The following is an 18,372-nucleotide window of genomic DNA, read 5'->3' on the forward strand; positions in this document are numbered from 1 at the left end:
GCCTGTTATGGTGGTGGGTGTGCTAAATTGCAAGGGGTGGGGGTGTTTTTGCTTGTCAAGTATGATAAATTTTGCTAAATTATGAAATTAGTACAACCGTTTATTAAGGAAATGCCATGATTACCATAAACAAACCAACTTCTGCTTATATTGGGGCGTCTTGGGCGGTACTTGGTGTGGGAGTGTTGGGGTTTTTGATTGGGCTTTATAATGCTCAAATGCAGTTAAATGAAAAGGGTTATTATGTTGCGGTGCTTGCGTTGGGGCTATATGCGGCAATCAGTTTACAAAAAACCATTCGTGATAAAGCAGAAAACATCCCTGTGTCAGGCATTTATTATGGCATTAGTTGGTTGGCATTGGCTTTGGCATTGGTGCTGATTACTGTGGGTCTGTGGAACGCAACGCTCATGCCAAGTGAAAAGGGTTATTATTTCATGGCGTTTACGTTGTCGCTGTTTGCGGTGATTACCATTCAAAAAAACATCCGTGATTTGCAAAGTGCCAAAGGTGATGAGCTTTATGACACAAAGGCAGATGTTTTTGAAAATGAGTATTTAAAGTAGTGTCAATCATGACTGTTGGCGTGATTAAAACAAGGCGTTTTGATGGCTGAGTTTGTCTTTTAAATTTATCATTAAGCATAAACAGATAATAAGCAAAGAGATTTTGCAATCCCTTTTTTGGTTTGGTTTATGAGTGCTGTGGCTCGATGCGACTGATGGTAAATCCTGTCATGCCAAAAATAAGCGTCAGTGCCAGACTTAGATAGCAAAAGAAAGCATAAGGCAGATAATCCACCACAGGCATGCCAAATGTGCCTGCCAAAAACACCCCATACACGCCCCAAGGCACCAAGGGGTTGATGACGGTGCCAGCATCTTCAATGGTGCGAGCCAAATTTTTTGGGTGCAAACCTAGACGCTTAAACTCTGGTAAAAACGTGTTGCCAGATAACAATAGGCTTAAATACTGTTCGCCAACAAGCACATTGATGCCAAATGAAGTAAAGGCAGCTGCCATCACGCCACGGCTGGCTTTGGTGAGTAAGTGTCTAGCACCATCTAGCAGTGCTGGCAAAATACCCAAAGCATGCAACAGCCCACCAAGGCTCAACGCCAAAATCACCAAGATTTGGCTAAAAAACATGTTTTGTAGACCACCACGAGAAACCAGTTTGCCCACCGCTCCCAAATCCAACTCTTGGGCGGGTGCATAGCCTGCAAAAAACCAACCACCCAAATCGGCAAGGCTAGGCGTGCTATGAAGATAAGTCAGCACAACAGCCACAGCAATGGTAGCGGTGATGGTATAGATGGCATTGACTCGCATTACCGCCAGTGCCACAAGCACCACAAAAGCAATGAGCGAATATCCATGCACAAGCCCGCTATCAATGAGCTGCTGTTGCAAGGTGGCAATGTCTGATAAATCGCTACCGCTGCTTTGCCCTGATAGCATCCAAAAAATGATGGCACTTAGCACCCATGCAGGCACGGTGGTATACATCATGTTTTTGATATGCTCAAACAAATCAATCCCTACGATGGATGCAGCAATGCTGGTGGTGTCTGATAATGGCGACATTTTATCGCCAAATAACGCTCCAGAAACCACCGCACCAGCAACAATGGCAGGATTGGCGTCAAAGACACTTGCCATACCCAAAAACGCCACGCCCACCGTGGCACACGTGGTAAAACCGCTACCCAAAGCCACCCCAATGACCGAAGCCAAGACAAAGGCGGACAAATAAAAGGTACTGGGTGAAAGCACATTAAAGCCATAATAAATCAGCGTTGGGATGGTGCCTGCCATCATCAAAGCCGAAACCAAAAGCCCAATAAATGAAAACAGATAAATCGCCCCAATGCCAGTCATCACGCCGTTTGCCATGTGTGTTTGCATGTCGTCAAATTTGACTTTTTTGATAAGCCCAAACATCAGCAAGCCCACAATCACCAAAATCAGCGACAGATGTGGCACCCAGCCCCATGCAATCATGGTGATGCCAAGCACAGCGACAATCAATATTGCCAAGACAACCGCTTGGCTGGGTTTCATATTTAATAAAGTATCAGTCATAAACCACTAGCTCCTTGTTTTATGAACTATTAAGCCATACAAAAGATGGGTTTGTCAAATCCATGTGGTATCTTTCATGTATGATAATTGATGGCTTTAAGTTGTGTTGTGAGTCAGGTGGCGTATGTCTGTCATCAATACTATGTTAAACATCTATCATCATATTTGGATAAATAGTTTAGCAAATGCCCCATTTATGCTAAAATAATCAGTTTTATCAAAGATTTTATAACGAGTATTATATGAGTTTAAAACCCGTCATCGCCCTGATTGGTCGCCCCAATGTCGGCAAATCCACGCTATTTAACCAGCTCACCAAATCTCGCCAAGCACTTGTGGCAGATTTAGCAGGCTTGACCCGAGACCGTCAATATGGCGATGTGCATTTTGAAAACAAATCATTTATTGTCATTGATACAGGTGGTATCGGCGAGGCGGATGACGGCAGTGGCAATATTGATGACTATATGGCAAGCCAGTCTTATACCGCCATTCATGAGGCAGACATGGTGGTGTTTGTGGTGGACGCACGAGCAGGACTGACACCTAGCGATGAGGAGATTACCCAATTTTTGCATACGTTGGGTAAACGTGTGTTTTTGGTGGCAAACAAAACTGATGGCGTGCATGAAGCGGCAATCGGTGAGTTTTTTGCTTTAGGCTTTGGCGAACCTTTTCCCACAGCTGCCAGCCATGGTAAGGGCGTTACCAATTTGTTGGAAGCCTTAACAGCAGATATGCCAGAAGATGACCAAGCGGTTCAAGAGATAGACGGCTTAAAAATGGCGATTATTGGTCGCCCCAATGTCGGCAAATCCACGCTGGTCAATCGCTTGCTTGGTGAAGAGCGAGTGGTGGTTTTTGATATGCCGGGGACGACACGAGACAGCATTTATATCCCTTTTGAGCGAGAAGGACGAAATTATACGCTGATTGACACCGCAGGGGTGAGACGGCGTGGTCGTATTGATGAAAAAGTAGAAAAGTTTAGCGTTATCAAAACCTTACAAGCCATCAAAGATGCCAATGTTGTGGTACTGGTGGTGGACGCTCATGAAGGCATTGTTGACCAAGATTTGCATATGCTTGGTTATGCCCTAGACGCTGGGCGAGCGATTGTCATTGCCATTAACAAATGGGACAACCTGTCTGATGAGCAAAAGAAAATTGTCAAGATGGAGATGGAGCGGCGGTTTCATTTTGTGCCTTGGATAAAAATTCATTTGATTTCAGCACTGTATGGCAACGGCGTGGGCAATCTGTATCCATCTATTCACAAAGCCTATGACGCATCTATGTTTAAGGTGTCCACAAGTCGCCTGACGCAAATCTTACAGGATGCCATAGAAAACCATCAGCCCCCCATGGTCGGTGGTCGTCGGATTAAGCTTCGCTATGCTCATCTTGGCGGGCATAATCCCCCTGTGATTGTCATTCATGGCAATCAAACATCTGCCTTACCAAAAAGCTACCAGCGGTATCTTGAAAATATTTATCGGGACGTATTTAAATTAGAAGGCACACCTTTGCATATTGAGTTTAAACAAAATGCCAACCCTTATGAAGGCAAAAAAAATCCCGTCATCAAAAACAAAGCCAAAAAAATGCGAGACAAAAAACGCATTGCCGAGTTTAAAAAGCGAGATAAGAAGCGTAAATAATCCATGTTCAAAACACTACGCGTCGTCATCTTGCTAGGTGTCTTGTTGGTGGTGGCGGTTAATGCCTATCAAGACCATCATCACAACTGGACACAGCCAGTGTACGTGGCACTTTATCCTGTCAATGTGGATGGCTCACCTGAAGTTGCCAGCTATATCCATGCTTTGTCTGATAAAGATTTTAAAGAGATAGAAGGCTATCTAAACACCCAAAGCAAAAAATACGGTCAAAATGTCCATTTTTATTATCGTTTGGGTGATGAAGTCAAAGCCTTGCCCCCTGTTGTTCCCAAAAATAGTGGTGTGATAAGTGCGATGATGTGGAGTTTAAAATTTCGCTATTATGCCCATAAAAACGCCACAGATGTGGGTGTACCGACCAATTTACGGCTATTTTTGCAGTACCATCACACGGATAAGCGTATTTTGACTGAGACTTCTACTGCCCTGCAAAACGGTCGCATTGGCGTGGTCAATTTATTTGCCAGTGGCGATAAAACCACAAATAACAACGTGGTGATTGCTCATGAAAGCTTACATGGCTTTGGGGCAACGGATAAATATAATTTGGCAAATGGCATTCCTAATTACCCAGATGGCTATGCCAATCCTGCTCAAAATCCGCTTTATCCACAAAAATATGCAGAGCTGATGGCGGTGCATATTCCCACCAGTGAAACTAAATTTGTCATGGCACGAGCGTTAAACCAAACAATGATAGGTGAATTAACCGCCAAAGAGATTGGTTGGGTGCAAGATAAATAACGTGGTTAAAAATAATGACACTATTTGAAACTTTGGCAATGCAACATGGGAATATCTTAAATTTACATTATCATAATCAGCGATTTAGACAAGGGCAAGTTTTTTTAAATCGTCAAAATGTTATTGATGATATAGCAAAATTAATCACACTACCCAAAGACATTGGTATCAAAAAACTGATTCGTTGCCGTGTTACTTATGATAAAGATGATGTTAAAGTGGCATATTTTGATTATATACCAAAAAATATTTGCTCTTTTAAACTGATAGAATGTGATAAGATAGCCTATGAGTATAAATATGATGATAGAAATGTATTAAATCATTTGTTATCACAAAAGAATAAATGCGATGAAATTATCATTATCAAAAATGGCTTTGTTACCGATTGTTCTATTGGTAATCTGATATTTTTAAAAGATAATATTTGGTACACGCCAGATACACCATTATTGAAAGGTACACAAAGAGCGTATTTGCTGGATAATAAAAAAATACAATTAGCCACCATTAAAAAAGATGACATTTGGCAATATCAAAAAGTGATGATGATAAATACCTTAAATGCATTTGATGAAACTCGGGCAATTATGATAAATCAGCAAAACATTCAATGATTGTCAAACCAAATGCTCAATTGGTCTTTTTTATTTTCTTTGCTTTTTTGCCAAAATATGTAAATACCGCCCCATTTGCCAAAAAGGGTGTGTTTGTGAGTATTTTAATTCCATCGCCACCACATCATCAGGATTGTTAAGTCCGCCACGCTTTAAGGGGGCGTAATCAGAAAATACCCGTATGCCAGATTGGCACAGTATGACGTAGCCTTGTTTGGACAGCCAATGTTGTACGTCTTGATATGCCACAGGATTGTTTGGCGTGAGACTTTTGTTGTCGGCAGGTTTTGGTTTGTCTAATTGATAAAAATTTCCCATCACCAAATTGCGATATACCAAGCTGGCAGGGTTGTAAAAACACAGCGATAACACGCCATCATCTGCCAAATACTCATCAAAAAATGCCATGATTTGCTTGGGGTCGGACAGCCATTCTAGCACAGCATGGCACAGTATGACATCAAACTTTTGTTTGTGTAAATGTTGATGGAGCTTTTGATAGGGCGATACGATAAATTGGGGTGTTACATTCAGCTCATTGGCGGATAATTTGGCTTTGTTTATCATGTTTTGTGAGATGTCGCTGATGATGACATCGTGATGAGTGGCAAGCGATAGGCTTATCTGAGCAAGTCCCGCTCCCACATCCAACACCTTTAAACGTTGGCTGGGCAAATGCTCTGCCAAGTCTCGTTTTAGGATGGCAAGGCGGATTTGACCTTTGAGACTGCCATAGACTTTTTTGCTAAAATGGTCAGCAATATCATCAAAATTGCGGTCATTATTTGTCAAATTGTGTAGATGAACGGTCATAAATTTAAGATAAAATGATAAGTTTTGTAATTGATGTAAAAAAATAGTATGAGCGGTATAGCAACAACAAACGCCTGTGTTATAATGCCAAAAATTTGCCTATTGTAACTTATTTTTAAGATAATTGCTTGGGTGATGGCACAAAACGCAAAAAGAGTATCCTATGAAACAGCACATAAAATTTATTTTTGGTGTGTCTTTGGTGGCACTGGCATTGGCAGGGTGTGGCAAAAAAGAAAAAACCGAAGAAGCACCCAAATCACAAGAGACAGCTCAGCCTGTTGTTACAGAACGTCCTTCGGTGGTGTGTGATGATATTGCTACTAAAAATCGTGTGGTTGGTTTGGTTCAAGATGAGCTTTTGGTGGCATCCATTGAAGCACTTGGCAATCCTAAAAATCTGTCTGCCTTAGAGCAACATCTAAAATCTCGCCTTGCTCAAACTCAGGTGGACGTCCAAAACATCCGCTATGAAAATGGCGAGTGTCATGGCGAGTTGCATATTAGCCTAGACCCCCAAGATGTGGCGGCTGCCAATAAAGCATTTAAAACCGCTCGTGTGGCAAGTTTGGATGAGCGTGCTTTGGAAAATGGGGTGAGTTTGCTTGGTGATAATCGTTTGGTGGCAAATTTTGTGTATCAAGTAGATGGTAATGCTGTGGCCATCAACACATCAAATCCTGCCATTTTGGTGGCGTCAAAGGGCTTGGCTCAGGCAACCATCGCCACTTATCAGCAAAATCAAGCAACCGCACGTCGTGATTCGGGCAGTTCTTACCAAGCCCCAAATATTACGCCACCACCTACTGTTGCGGTTCGTCCTGCACCAGTTCCACGTCCTGTTGAGCCACAGGTGCAACGTCGCACCCCAACGCCTGAGACCGCTGTACTTCGCCCAGAAGATGTGCCAAGTCGTGAAACTCAGCCAGCACCTACCCCAAGTGGCGAACCGCCGATTACTGACCAAGAGCGAAGTCAAATTCAAGCCCAATCTCAGCCCAAGCCACAACCAAAAGCAGAGCCCAAGCCTGAACCAAAACCACAGCCAAAAGCAGAACCCAAGACAGAGCCTAAATCTGAACCTAAGCCGACTGTTCAAGACACCAGCTCTGAGATTACCATTGTTGAGAGCAATGAAACTTACTGATTGAGCAAAAAAGGGGATTAAATCAGCAGACGTTATAAATCTGCCAGAATCTCCTTTTGCCATAAAGTTTCGCTGATGTGCCTATCATCAGTCAAATATCGCCCAAGAACAAATAAATAGTCAGATAAGCGATTTAAAAATATTAAGCCATCATGACCTAGGCGTTTAGGCTCTTGCTGTTTTAAGGTGGTGGTGGCACGTTCAGCTCGCCGACACACACTTCTTGCCAGATGAGTTTGACAAACAATGAGCGAGCCTTTGGGTAAAATAAAGTCTTTTAATGGCGACAAAGTGGCATTCATGCGGTCAATTTTTTGTTCAAGCCAATGGATATGCTTTGATTCAATGCCAATAAAATGTGGCATGGCAAGCTCACCACCTAGATTAAACAGCAAATGTTGAATGACTGTCAGCTCATGGCAAAGTGTGTTTTTGTCTATCTTTTGGGATAAATTGGCAGTTGGTAGTAGTGCTAATATCATGCCAAGATGGCTATTAAGCTCATCAACATCACCCATTGCCACAAACACCGCATCATCTTTGGGTAGGCGGCTGCCATCAGATAGTGCCGATGTGCCATTATCACCAGTACGAGTGTAGATTTTTGAAAGTCGGTTGCCCATGATTTTCCTTAAATGTGAGTGTATTAAAGATATCAATTGTAAGATTTTTTGGATTGTAGCACTTTTTAGTAAATTTTGATATGATAAACGATTTACTCAAAAATTTAAAAGGCACATCATGACTTTGCATTTATATGATACCCTAACCGCTCAAAAACGCCCCTTTACACCCATTCATGAAGGCAAAGTGGGGATTTATGTGTGTGGTATGACGGTGTATGATTATTGTCATATTGGACATGCTCGGGTGATGGTGGGTTTTGATGTGATTGTGCGTTGGCTAAGACAGATTGGTTATGAGGTCAATTATGTGCGTAACATCACAGATATTGATGACAAAATCATCAAACGAGCCAATGAAAATGGTGAAAGCATTGGGGATTTGACCGAGCGGTTTATCAAGGCTATGCACCAAGATGCCGATGCCCTAGGCTGTGTGCGACCAGATAGCGAGCCACGTGCCACTGAGCATATTTCACAGATGTTAGAGATGATAACTACCTTACAAAACAAAGACTTGGCTTATCAAGGTCAAGGTGGTGATGTTTATTATGCAGTGGATAAATTCCCAAGTTATGGCAAACTCTCCAAACGAAAACTTGCCGATATGCAAGCAGGAGCAAGCGAGCGTGTGGGCGAAAGTGATGATAAACACAATCCCTTTGATTTTGTCTTATGGAAATCTGCCAAACCGTCCGAGCCGCATTGGGACAGTCCGTGGGGAGTGGGTCGCCCTGGTTGGCACATTGAATGCTCGGCGATGAGCACTTGCTGTCTAGGCGAGAGTTTTGACATTCACGGTGGCGGACATGATTTGCAGTTTCCCCACCATGAAAACGAAATCGCTCAAAGCGAAGGAGCGACTGGCAAAACCTATGCCAACAACTGGCTACACGTCGGCTTTGTCAATGTGGATGGTGAAAAGATGAGCAAATCGCTGAATAACTTTTTTACCATTCGTGAAGTGATGGCAGATTTTCATGCCGAAACCATTCGCTTTTTTATTTTGTCTAGCCATTATCGCAGTCCGATTAACTTCTCTGACACCGCTCTAAAAGAAGCTCACACCGCCTTATCACGACTATATCACGCTTTAAAGTCTTTTGAGAGGGTGGTGATTGATGATGGCGTGTGGGATAGCGAATATGGGCAAGCCTTTACTCAGGCGATGAATGATGATTTTAATACCGCCAAGGCGATGAGCGTGCTGTTTGGTTTGGCAGGCGAGGTCAATAAAGCCATTAAGGCAGGCGATGATAAGCAGGCTTTGTATTTTGCCACTATGCTAAAAACGCTGGCTTACCCACTTAATATCGCTCAGCAAAACCCCAGTGAGTTTTTGCAAGCAAGTTTGAGCGATGATGGGTTAAGCCAAGAGGAGATTTTGGCGAAGATTGATGCACGCAACCAAGCCAAAGCCGATAAAAATTATGCCCTTGCTGACCAAATCCGAGCTGAACTAAAAGAGCAAGGTATTGAGCTAGAAGACAGTAGGGCAGGGACGACATGGCGAAGAGTATAAAATATGGGGTGCTGGGCGGCTTGTTATTGACATTGACCGCTTGTGTGTCGCCCAATATGAACAAAAACACGCCTGTTTTATGGCAATCACCCAAGCCTGTTTTTGCTGATGGTATGACAACAGCCGAGCGTATCCGAGCCATTGCTCACCGTGAGCATCAGGCATGGCATGGCTCTTTTATAGATGCAAAAGGTGGGATTCGTCGTTATCAAATCAGTGAAGCTGAACGGTTTTTGCTGACCGATGGTGCTCCTGCATGGCAAAGGGTGATGGCATATTGGCGAGATAGTGGCGGTATGGCAGAGCTGTCCGAACGTCAAAACTGCTTGGTTGGCGGTCTTGATGTCAATAAATGCCGAGTTTTTGTGATGGACAGTGCATGGTCAGCGGTGTTTGTCTCTTATGTGATGACTCAGGCAGGCGTGGCAGATTTTATTGGTTCTCCCAGACATTTTGATTATATTAAACACGCATGGCAACATGGCACGCCCTATGCTTATACCAATCCCAAGAGCACCGCTCCCAAGGTGGGCGATATGCTGTGTTATGTGCGGGGAAAAAATGGCGTGGCAGGCTTTGATGGGCTAAGTGAGTATCTGCACACCCAAAGCCACTGGCTAACCGCCCACTGTGATATTGTGGTTGATGTGAATGCTGATGATGTGTGGCTGATTGGTGGCAATGTCATGAATACGGTCATGCTCAGAAAACTTCCTTTGGGCGATGATGGTTTGATGACCCTGCCTGTAACTAAGGGTGATTGCCATCACAATAATGAAAACGCCTGCAACCTAAATCGGCAAAATTGGGCGGTGTTATTAAAGCTACAAGTGCCGTGATGTTTTAATTTGTCGGCTTGGTGGTAATGGGCAAATGAAATGGATTTGCCCATTTTTATTTGATAAATTTTTATATAAAAATAATAAATAGTTTTTATATTTTTAAAAAATATAGGCAGCCTAAGTGCAAAATTATAATATAATTAATTAAATTTTTTACCTAAAATGACATATCTTTATAAATGTTTGTAATTAAAAAGATGGTCATTCATTATAATTTTAGAGTAAACTTAGGGCGATGATGGTCGCCCTTTTTTGTTTTTAATGGTGTGCCAATGCGTCCACAGGGTTAAGTCGTGATGCATTACGAGCAGGTAAAAAGCCAAAGATGACACCGATGAGTGTGGAGCAGACAAAGGCAACCACAATGGCTAAGGGCGAGTAAATTACCCCCACATTCTCACCCCCAAATTTATTTATCAAAGAGCCAACCCCAAACGCCAGCAAAATCCCCAGTGCCCCACCAAGTACGCATACCAACACCGCTTCTATCAAAAATTGTTGCATGATGTCAGATTGTCGTGCCCCAACTGCCATACGCACGCCAATTTCGCTGGTGCGTTCAGTAACAGACACCAACATGATGTTCATCACGCCAATGCCACCGACGATAAGCGAGATGATGGCAATGGACGAGATAAGCATGGTCATGATGTTGGTGGTAGATTGAACAGTTTCTTTAATGCTGTCAGTGTTAATGATGTCAAAATCATCTGTGCCATGACGAGATGTTATTAGGTCGCTGATGGCATTTTCGGCGATGTCTGATGGTGTGTCATCATGTATCAGCACCACAAAGCGGTCAATGTAGCTTGTGCCAAGCATGCGGTGCATGACGGTGCTATAAGGCATATACAACTGTGGCGTGTTGGTTGTTCTGCCAAAGCTAGAATCTTTATCAGACAGCACGCCAATCACCTGCCCGGGTACACTGCCAACCATCAGTACTTGACCGATTGGGTCGCCTTGCCCGTGAAAAAAGGTTTTATAAGCGTTCTGGTCAATGATGATGTCTTGGGCGAGTGTGTCAATGCTGTCTTGATTAAAACCTTGCCCCATCATAAGCGTTTCACCTGTTACAGATAAATAGTCTTTGCCAACGCCATTAATGCTGCCTGTTGATTCTGCGTCTTTATAACGAATGGTAACATTGGTATCCACTTGTGGGCTGACAGATTTGGCATAAGGCTGAGTGGCAACCGCTTGGGCGTCTTCGGCGGTCAGATTGTCATAACCAAAACGCCGACGTGGGTCGCCAAAAGGATAGCCATCAATGACGGTGATGGTGTTGGTGCCAAGTTTGTTGATGTCTTCTAGGATTTTGGCTTGTGAGCCTTGCCCGAGCCCTACGATAGAAACAACAGATGCAATACCAATAATAATCCCCAACATGGTGAGCAAAGTACGCATTTTGTGGGCTTTCATGGCATAGATGGATATTTTAAAAGCTTCTTTGAGCCTGTCAAAAAAGCCAAATAGGGCGTTTTTGTTGTTTGTGATGTGAGTGGTGGGTGGCGTGGTTTTTTGATAGTGGTTGTTATTGGTATAATAATCGTTGATGATGTGTCCGTCTTTTAGCTCAATGACACGTTGGGCTTGGGCAGCAAGGCTGGGGTCGTGTGTTACCATGATGATGGTATGACCTTGGTTTTTTAGGTCGTGCAAGATGTTCATGACTTCCTTGCCTGATTGGCTGTCTAAGGCTCCTGTGGGTTCATCTGCTAGGATAACATCTCCGCCATTCATCAAAGCACGAGCGATGGACACTCGTTGTTGCTGACCGCCTGAAAGCTGATTGGGGCGGTTGTGGATTTTTTCTCCCAAGCCAAGTTGGGTAAGTAGTTTGGTGGCTCGCTCTTTACGCAAAGTGGTGTCTGCCCCTGCATACACAGCAGGTACAGTTACATTATCCAAAGCACTGATGTCGCCAAGCAAATGATAACGTTGAAAAATAAAACCAAAATGCTCACGGCGAAGTTTGGCAAGCTCACCATTATCCATCTCATCAACCGATTTGCCAAAGATGGTATAACTGCCTGATGTTGCCTTATCTAAACAGCCCAAAATGTTCATCAAGGTGGATTTGCCAGAGCCTGATTGTCCGATGATGGCGACCATCTCACCTTGATAAAGTGTCAAATCAATGCCATGCAAAATGCGAATACTGCCATCACCTGTGGGAAAATCTCGTGTTAGCTGATTGATACAGATTAGGGGGGTTTTGGGTGTTGTCATAATATTAAAATCTTGGTGGGCGGTTTTTGCGGTCGTTGGCTTTGTCGCTTGATTCGCTGATGATGACTTTATCGCCTGCACTTAGACCTGATTTAATCTCAACATTAACACGGTTATTTAGACCGATTTGTACGTCCACAGGTTTGGCAAAACCATCACTACCAATGACATTGACACTGTATTTGCCGTTGTTATTTTTTAGGGCAGATGCTGGAATGGTCAGCACATTTTTGACCGTATCAACAACGATATTTACCTGTGTGGTCATATCAATGCGATATTTGCGTTCGCTGTTATCAATGTCCAAATGACCCACATAATAGATGGCTGACGTGCCAGATGTTGATGAACTGACTGTGTTGGCGGTTGGTTCTATGCCTGATAAAACTGCCTGTTGGCTTTGGTTGGGTGTGCCGATGATGTTAAAGCGGGCGGGCATACCAACTTTGACATGAATCACATCAGCTTCGGAGATTTGGGCGTTGATACGCAATTTGTCTAAATTGGCAAGCGTAACGATGGTCGGAGCAGATTGCATGGCGTTTACGGTCGTTCCTTGTTTTTGGCTGACCGAAACCACCGTGCCATCAATGGGGGCGATGATGGTGGTGTGTCCAAGCTTTTCGCTGGCAGTAGATAAATCATTTTGAGCTTTGTTAATGCTTGCTTTTTGGCTGGCGATGTTGGCTTTGGCATTTGCAACGTCGTTTTTGGCGTTTTGAATGTTGGTGCGAGCAACAGCCACGTTTGTTTGGGCGACTTCTACGGCGATTTTGGCATCATCATAATCTTGGCGACTGACCGCGTCAATGCTGATGAGCTGTGCCATGCGAGCAAAGTTTTGTTCTGCCTTTTTAAGCTCACTCAGACGTGCTTGCAAAGTGGCTTGTTGGCTGGCAATCATGCCTTGACTGTTTGCCAAACTTGCCTGTGCCTGAGCAAGGCTGGCTTGGGCTTGATTTAGATTGGCTTGGGCATTGGAGACGGTGTTTTTTTGTTCCACTTCGCTGATTTGGGCAATGATGTCGCCTTTTTTGACTTCATCACCAACATCCACGTGCAATTTGATGATTTCACCTGATACCTGAGCCCCAACATTGACACTATCAATGGCTTGGATTTTGCCTGATGCCATGATGGTGGTCTCAATGTCGCCCATGACAGCTTCGGCAGTTAGGTAGGCAGGTGGGGTGGGCTTGGGTGTTAAAAAATGGTAAAGGGCAAAGCCAATCAAGATAAGTAACACAATGACAACAACCCATTTGATGGGAAATTTGGGTTTTTTAGCGACAACAGACATGATTTTTCCAAACGTAAGGAAGGTGATTAAGAAATGGGCTGTGTGGTAAAAATGTTTAAATAAACTTTATAAACCAACCATTTAGGATTGTGAATATTTTAACAAAACTTTTTTTAAAAAAGATAAAACTTTATAAGACTTTATGGTTTTTTGTTAAGGAGATATGAAAAATTGTAACAATCGCACCTAAACGGCAGTAATACCACAGATTTTTAGACACAACCGTTCTAACCCAAACCACACATTGTCTGCTGATACGCCTTTTATAATTTTGTCAAGGGCATAAATTTCGGTGAGCCATGTACCACTTATTGCGTTTGTGCGGTGGGCACTTTGGGTGTATAGATGGATTTTATTTGACCAAATGCCAAGTGTGGCAGGGTCTTTACCTGCTTGGATTTGGGTGATGAGCCGAGCATCTTTGGCAACAGCCCATAGGACAACGCTTGGGGCGGTGTCGGTGTGTTTTAGATGGTGTAGGATATTAAGTGCTTTGGGCGCGTTGCTACTGATGAGTGCATCTGACAAATCAAATACATTAAAATCCGCGCCTGCCACAAGTGCTTGCTCCAACTCATCTGTTGTTATTGTGTCGCCATGGGGCAAAAAAGACAATCGCCAAAGTGTCTGATAGGCAGAAAGTAAATGCTGTTCGGTGGCGTGTAGGAGCATTTGCCAAGCATTAGGAGCAAGCCTAAGCCCAAGTTGTTGAGCTTTAAATTTTAAAAACTCGCCACGCTGTTTTTCATCATAAATATTGCCATCAATCAACAAGCCTTCTTGGTTAAAAAACTGTATCGCTTTGGTGGCAAGGGATTTTTTGTCTTGTTTGGGTAAGCACCAAACCAAATGGTTTTGGCTGTATCCATTTGCCACATCTTTGGCAAACTGATTCAGCGATGTCATCAGAGTTTTATCTTTGATGTCAGGTTTGTGTTTGCCTGTAACAATCAAGGCGGTATGTTCGCCAAATAGGTTTAGGCTAGATAATTCATTTGCTACATCGTACCAAGATTTGGGCGATGACAGCTCCATGCGGTTGATAATTTGATTGTTATTTGACCAAATGGAACGACAGCCATCAATCAACCAATCCACCACCAACGGCTCATCAGTATGTACAAGCCACAACCCATAGCAAGACGTGGCGTTTTTCTCTAAGTCATACAGCAAAGGCAACAGGCGTGTTTGCATATCAGTAAGCTATGGAGTATTTTGGTGTTTTTGGGCAATCGCTCGGTACTGCTCAGCAATCCGTTCAGCAAGACTGTCATACAGCCATGTTCTTGCTGTGTCTCCTTGCCCATCTGTGGTGGCAACGCTGGCTTCATTGTATTGATAGCTGTGTTCTACTTGCAAAGGATATGTGTATATTTGTTCATTGATGTGATATGCCACATCTGCCATCAGCACAAGACGAACTTCGGTGAGTGTGCCAACCAAATCATAACGGCGAAAGCGTATGTTTTTTATGGTGATGTTGTTGGTGGCGGACGTGGCGTGAATACCACGCATTTGCAGATGCTTGATGAGTGGCTGTTTTAGGGCAAAAGCATCTGGCGTGTCATCGGTGGATATTTGTACAGCTTGGTGCTTAGGAGCAAGCTGTACCGCTTTATCTGTGCCACGCAACGCAAAACCGCACCCTGTCAGACTAATTAAAGATAAGAAAATTAAAGTGGTGGAGAGTAGTTTTTGCATGATTTTCCCTGTTTTTGTGGGTAAAAATAATTTAAAATTATTTTATAAAAATGCCACACCATAGCCAATCCCATAAATCACCAATGCCAAAATGACAGCAGTAATCACGCTGGCGATGGTGGTAATGGCAGGTGGGGCGATGTTGTTTTGGGTGGTGTTGTGGCGGTCAGCTTTGACGTACGCCAAACGCAATAGGGTGTGAATGATGATAAAGGCAACAATTATCGCCCAATGAATTTGTAAAAACCCCACCACCAAATTACTTAAAATGGCAATGTTGGAAAGCAGGTGAATCAGTTTGGTTTTTGGCATGGTAAAACATCAAAAATGGCAAGCTTTAAGTTGGGTGCAATCATCACCCAACTTGCCTTTAAAACAATCAAACAACCACGCTCACCAGTTTATTTGGTACGATGATGACTTTTTTGGGCTCATTGGTGATGAATTTGGCGACATTATCACAACCAAGAGCCATCTGTTTAATCGTTTCGTTGTCTGTGCCTGTGGGTACTTCAATCTCACCACGTACTTTGCCATTGACCTGTACCGCCATGACAATACTGTCGCTGACCAAAGCGGATTTGTCCAGTGCTGGGAAAGTGAGTAGGCGACCATCAAAACCAAAGGCTTCAAGCACATATTCACCAACGTGTGGTGCGTATAAAGCAAGCAAAGTCAGCAGGGTGATAATCGCTTCATGACGTGCCGCCAAATCGCCATCATGATGGACTTTAAACGCACCAATCTCATTGGCAAGCTCCATCAAAGACGACACGGGTGTGTTTAGTGCCAGATGTTCACCTAAGGCAACATCAATCTTGGCGATGGTCTCATGTGTTTTACGGCGTAAATCTTTGGCAGGCTTGGACAGAGTGTGTTTTGCCACATCAAGGGCGGATTTGTCCACATCTTGAATGCTAGTTAAATGCTCGTGCGACAATCGCCACACTTTTTTGATAAAGTTGTGTGGACCTTTTAGGGCAGAGTCTGACCATTCAAGCGTTTGGTCGGCAGGGGCAGTAAACATGGTGTACAAACGCACTGTATCTGCACCGTATTCTTTCATGATGGTTTCGGGGTCCACACCATTATTTTTGGATTTTGACATTTTTTCAATCTTGCCAATCACCACAGGCTGACCATCGGCGATGAGTGTGGCTGTATCGCCTGATACTTGTACTTCGTGGGGGAAAAAGTAAGTCTTTGAGCCGTCATCATTTTCACGATAATACGTCCCCGCCAAAACCATGCCTTGTGCAAGCAAACATTCAAAGGGTTCAGAGCCACCCACAAGCCCTTCATCACGCATGACTTTGTGAAAAAAGCGGGCGTATAATAGGTGCAAAATGGCATGTTCAATACCGCCCACATATTGATTGACAGACAGCCATTTGTCTGCCCCAGCTCGTCCCACCATTTGTGTGTCATCATGCGGTGTGGTAAATCTTTGGGCGTACCAACTGCTCTCCACAAAAGTGTCAAACGTGTCAGTTTCACGCTCGGCAGGCTGACCGCATTTAGGGCAAGTGCAATTGATGAATTCTGGTATGTTTTTTAAAGGGTTACCACGACCATCAGGTATGACATCGGTGGGCAACACCACAGGCAAATCACTTTCAGGCACAGGCACTGTACCGCAGTATTCGCAGTTAATCATCGGAATTGGACAGCCCCAATAGCGTTGGCGAGATACGCCCCAATCACGCAGGCGATATTGTGTGGTGGCTTTACCCAGCCCTTTTTCGCTGACGATGGTGGCGATTTTGGCGGTGGCTTCGTCTTTATTTAAGCCATCAATCACCCCTGAGTTGATGCACACGCCATCTTTGTCAGAATACCAGTCTTGCCATTTTTGGATATTGTAAATTTTATCTTTAAATTCAATGACTTGCTTTATGGGTAAGCCATATTTGTGAGCAAATTCAAAATCACGCTCATCATGAGCAGGCACGCCCATCACCGCCCCTGAACCATAGCTCATCAGCACATAGTTGGCGACCCACACAGGCACATCGTCCCCTGTGATGGGGTGTTTGGCAGTCAGTCCTGTATCCATGCCAAGTTTTTCGGCTTTGGCAAGCTCGCTTTCGGCGACAGAGCCTTGTTTGCACAGTTTGCAAAACTCATCAATCGCTGGGTTTTTGTGAGCGGCATATTTGGCAAGGGGATGCTCGGCAGAAACCGCCAAATAGCTGACACCCATGATGGTATCAGGACGGGTGGTAAATACAGTGAGTTTGTCTGTTTGTCCGTCAATGTCATAAGTAAAATCAAGCTCCATGCCATGACTTTTGCCAATCCAGTTATGTTGCATGGTCAGCACTTGTTTTGGCCATTTGCCTTCTAGAAGTTTTAAATCTTCTAAAAGTTCGTCGGCGTAATCGGTGATTTTAAAGTAATACATGGGAATGTCGCGTTTTTCAACAACTGCCCCAGACCGCCAGCCACGCCCTTCAATGACTTGTTCATTAGCAAGAACGGTGTTGTCTACAGGGTCCCAGTTTACGGTGGCAAGTTTTTTGTATACTAAGCCTTTTTTATAAAGTTGTAAAAACAGCCATTGCTCCCATTTGTAGTATTCAGGTGAGCAGGTGGCAAACTCACGAGACCAGTCAATAGACAGCCCCAAAGATTTTAGTTGTTCACGCATGTGCTTGATGTTTGCCATCGTCCACGCATGGGGGGCAACGGCATTGGCGATGGCGGCGTTTTCAGCGGGCAAACCAAAAGCGTCCCAACCCATCGGTTGCATGACATCATGACCTTTTTGGCGATAATAGCGACTTAGCACATCAGTGATGGCATAGTTACGCACATGACCCATGTGTAATTTTCCGCTTGGGTAAGGAAACATGGAGAGCATATAACGGGTAGGTTTGCCGTGGTTTTCGTTGTCGGTGTGATAGCGATTGTCGGCGTGCCATTTGGCTTGCTGGGCGTGTTCTATGGTGCTAAAATCATAATCTTGGTGCATAGTATCTCAAAGCAATCATCATAAAAAATAACAGACTATTATAGCTGATTTTTGTTATAATTTGCCAATATTTTTACAGATTTTGGAGTG

At 43.8% G+C, this 18,372-nt stretch carries 16 protein-coding genes; 7 read left to right on the forward strand and 9 right to left on the reverse strand.

Annotated features, from left to right (window positions below):
• Positions 1 to 116 precede the first annotated feature (116 nt).
• The gene (gene yiaA / locus CEW93_RS01145; protein WP_089538554.1) at positions 117 to 566 is read left to right on the forward strand and encodes an inner membrane protein YiaA; all 450 of its coding nucleotides are present in this window, start codon (positions 117 to 119) and stop codon (positions 564 to 566) included.
• Between the two features lie 127 nt (positions 567 to 693).
• Here the strand turns inward: yiaA and CEW93_RS01150 are convergent, their stop codons facing one another.
• Positions 694 to 2,085: a Na+/H+ antiporter NhaC family protein gene (locus CEW93_RS01150; RefSeq protein WP_089538553.1), complete on the reverse strand. Its 1,392-nt coding sequence runs from the start codon at positions 2,083 to 2,085 to the stop codon at positions 694 to 696.
• Positions 2,086 to 2,327: 242 nt separating this feature from the next.
• On the opposite strand from CEW93_RS01150, the gene der reads away from it, so the two are divergent.
• Genes der through CEW93_RS01165 form a run of 3 tightly spaced genes read left to right on the forward strand, consistent with a single transcriptional unit; the run spans position 2,328 to position 5,128 of the window.
• Positions 2,328 to 3,746 carry a ribosome biogenesis GTPase Der gene (gene der / locus CEW93_RS01155; protein ID WP_146416622.1) on the forward strand — a complete coding sequence of 473 codons (1,419 nt, stop codon included), beginning with the start codon at positions 2,328 to 2,330 and terminating at the stop codon, positions 3,744 to 3,746.
• Between the two features lie 3 nt (positions 3,747 to 3,749).
• Entirely contained in the window at positions 3,750 to 4,511 is a 762-nt protein-coding gene (locus CEW93_RS01160) for a hypothetical protein (RefSeq protein ID WP_089539608.1), read from the forward strand.
• A gap of 14 nt (positions 4,512 to 4,525) precedes the next feature.
• Positions 4,526 to 5,128, forward strand: coding sequence for an aminotransferase class IV (locus CEW93_RS01165; RefSeq protein ID WP_089539609.1), 603 nt, complete (start codon positions 4,526 to 4,528; stop codon positions 5,126 to 5,128).
• Positions 5,129 to 5,158: 30 nt separating this feature from the next.
• Here CEW93_RS01165 and CEW93_RS01170 read toward each other — a convergent pair whose 3' ends face one another.
• Positions 5,159 to 5,941: a methyltransferase domain-containing protein gene (locus CEW93_RS01170; protein ID WP_089539610.1), complete on the reverse strand. Its 783-nt coding sequence runs from the start codon at positions 5,939 to 5,941 to the stop codon at positions 5,159 to 5,161.
• Positions 5,942 to 6,104: 163 nt separating this feature from the next.
• Here CEW93_RS01170 and CEW93_RS10945 point away from each other — a divergent pair, with 163 nt between their 5' ends.
• Positions 6,105 to 7,088 (forward strand): hypothetical protein, encoded by a 984-nt coding sequence (locus CEW93_RS10945; RefSeq protein WP_089539611.1) that lies wholly within the window; start codon positions 6,105 to 6,107, stop codon positions 7,086 to 7,088.
• Positions 7,089 to 7,120: 32 nt separating this feature from the next.
• Here CEW93_RS10945 and CEW93_RS01180 read toward each other — a convergent pair whose 3' ends face one another.
• Positions 7,121 to 7,711, reverse strand: coding sequence for a cob(I)yrinic acid a,c-diamide adenosyltransferase (locus CEW93_RS01180; RefSeq protein ID WP_089539612.1), 591 nt, complete (start codon positions 7,709 to 7,711; stop codon positions 7,121 to 7,123).
• A gap of 118 nt (positions 7,712 to 7,829) precedes the next feature.
• Here CEW93_RS01180 and cysS point away from each other — a divergent pair, with 118 nt between their 5' ends.
• Together cysS and CEW93_RS01190 are read left to right on the forward strand one after the other, a co-directional pair.
• Positions 7,830 to 9,233: a cysteine--tRNA ligase gene (gene cysS, locus CEW93_RS01185; protein WP_089539613.1), complete on the forward strand. Its 1,404-nt coding sequence runs from the start codon at positions 7,830 to 7,832 to the stop codon at positions 9,231 to 9,233.
• Positions 9,218 to 10,072: a DUF2272 domain-containing protein gene (locus CEW93_RS01190; RefSeq protein WP_089539614.1), complete on the forward strand. Its 855-nt coding sequence runs from the start codon at positions 9,218 to 9,220 to the stop codon at positions 10,070 to 10,072. The genes cysS and CEW93_RS01190 overlap by 16 nt, the downstream gene beginning before the upstream one ends.
• Before the next feature lie 261 nt (positions 10,073 to 10,333).
• Here CEW93_RS01190 and CEW93_RS01195 read toward each other — a convergent pair whose 3' ends face one another.
• The 6 genes from CEW93_RS01195 to leuS all read right to left on the reverse strand — a co-directional run bounded on the left by CEW93_RS01195 (position 10,334) and on the right by leuS (position 18,282).
• Positions 10,334 to 12,307, reverse strand: a complete 1,974-nt coding sequence (locus CEW93_RS01195; RefSeq protein WP_089539615.1) for a MacB family efflux pump subunit — start codon at positions 12,305 to 12,307, stop codon at positions 10,334 to 10,336.
• 4 nt (positions 12,308 to 12,311) lie between these two features.
• The gene (locus CEW93_RS01200; protein ID WP_089539616.1) at positions 12,312 to 13,607 is read right to left on the reverse strand and encodes an efflux RND transporter periplasmic adaptor subunit; all 1,296 of its coding nucleotides are present in this window, start codon (positions 13,605 to 13,607) and stop codon (positions 12,312 to 12,314) included.
• Between the two features lie 186 nt (positions 13,608 to 13,793).
• Entirely contained in the window at positions 13,794 to 14,801 is a 1,008-nt protein-coding gene (gene holA / locus CEW93_RS01205) for a DNA polymerase III subunit delta (protein ID WP_089539617.1), read from the reverse strand.
• A 9-nt stretch (positions 14,802 to 14,810) separates the two neighbouring features.
• Positions 14,811 to 15,308 carry a hypothetical protein gene (locus CEW93_RS01210; protein WP_089539618.1) on the reverse strand — a complete coding sequence of 166 codons (498 nt, stop codon included), beginning with the start codon at positions 15,306 to 15,308 and terminating at the stop codon, positions 14,811 to 14,813.
• A 42-nt stretch (positions 15,309 to 15,350) separates the two neighbouring features.
• Positions 15,351 to 15,620 (reverse strand): hypothetical protein, encoded by a 270-nt coding sequence (locus tag CEW93_RS01215; RefSeq protein WP_089539619.1) that lies wholly within the window; start codon positions 15,618 to 15,620, stop codon positions 15,351 to 15,353.
• A gap of 67 nt (positions 15,621 to 15,687) precedes the next feature.
• A complete protein-coding gene (gene leuS, locus CEW93_RS01220) occupies positions 15,688 to 18,282 on the reverse strand; it encodes a leucine--tRNA ligase (RefSeq protein WP_089539620.1) in 2,595 nt (864 codons plus the stop codon).
• Positions 18,283 to 18,372 lie beyond the last annotated feature (90 nt).

Origin of the sequence: Moraxella sp. VT-16-12, from assembly GCF_002224245.2 — a bacterium.
Lineage (GTDB): Bacteria > Pseudomonadota > Gammaproteobacteria > Pseudomonadales > Moraxellaceae > Moraxella.

Coding starts and splice junctions, on each gene's coding strand:
- CEW93_RS01195 (WP_089539615.1), bottom strand. CDS start 12,307: ATGACAACACCCAAAACCCCCCTAATCTGTATCAATCAGCTAACACGA.
- CEW93_RS01210 (WP_089539618.1), bottom strand. CDS start 15,308: ATGCAAAAACTACTCTCCACCACTTTAATTTTCTTATCTTTAATTAGT.
- CEW93_RS01190 (WP_089539614.1), top strand. CDS start 9,218: ATGGCGAAGAGTATAAAATATGGGGTGCTGGGCGGCTTGTTATTGACA.
- holA (WP_089539617.1), bottom strand. CDS start 14,801: ATGCAAACACGCCTGTTGCCTTTGCTGTATGACTTAGAGAAAAACGCC.
- yiaA (WP_089538554.1), top strand. CDS start 117: ATGATTACCATAAACAAACCAACTTCTGCTTATATTGGGGCGTCTTGG.
- CEW93_RS10945 (WP_089539611.1), top strand. CDS start 6,105: ATGAAACAGCACATAAAATTTATTTTTGGTGTGTCTTTGGTGGCACTG.
- CEW93_RS01215 (WP_089539619.1), bottom strand. CDS start 15,620: ATGCCAAAAACCAAACTGATTCACCTGCTTTCCAACATTGCCATTTTA.
- leuS (WP_089539620.1), bottom strand. CDS start 18,282: ATGCACCAAGATTATGATTTTAGCACCATAGAACACGCCCAGCAAGCC.
- CEW93_RS01160 (WP_089539608.1), top strand. CDS start 3,750: ATGTTCAAAACACTACGCGTCGTCATCTTGCTAGGTGTCTTGTTGGTG.
- CEW93_RS01150 (WP_089538553.1), bottom strand. CDS start 2,085: ATGACTGATACTTTATTAAATATGAAACCCAGCCAAGCGGTTGTCTTG.
- CEW93_RS01200 (WP_089539616.1), bottom strand. CDS start 13,607: ATGTCTGTTGTCGCTAAAAAACCCAAATTTCCCATCAAATGGGTTGTT.
- CEW93_RS01170 (WP_089539610.1), bottom strand. CDS start 5,941: ATGACCGTTCATCTACACAATTTGACAAATAATGACCGCAATTTTGAT.
- der (WP_146416622.1), top strand. CDS start 2,328: ATGAGTTTAAAACCCGTCATCGCCCTGATTGGTCGCCCCAATGTCGGC.
- CEW93_RS01165 (WP_089539609.1), top strand. CDS start 4,526: ATGACACTATTTGAAACTTTGGCAATGCAACATGGGAATATCTTAAAT.
- CEW93_RS01180 (WP_089539612.1), bottom strand. CDS start 7,711: ATGGGCAACCGACTTTCAAAAATCTACACTCGTACTGGTGATAATGGC.
- cysS (WP_089539613.1), top strand. CDS start 7,830: ATGACTTTGCATTTATATGATACCCTAACCGCTCAAAAACGCCCCTTT.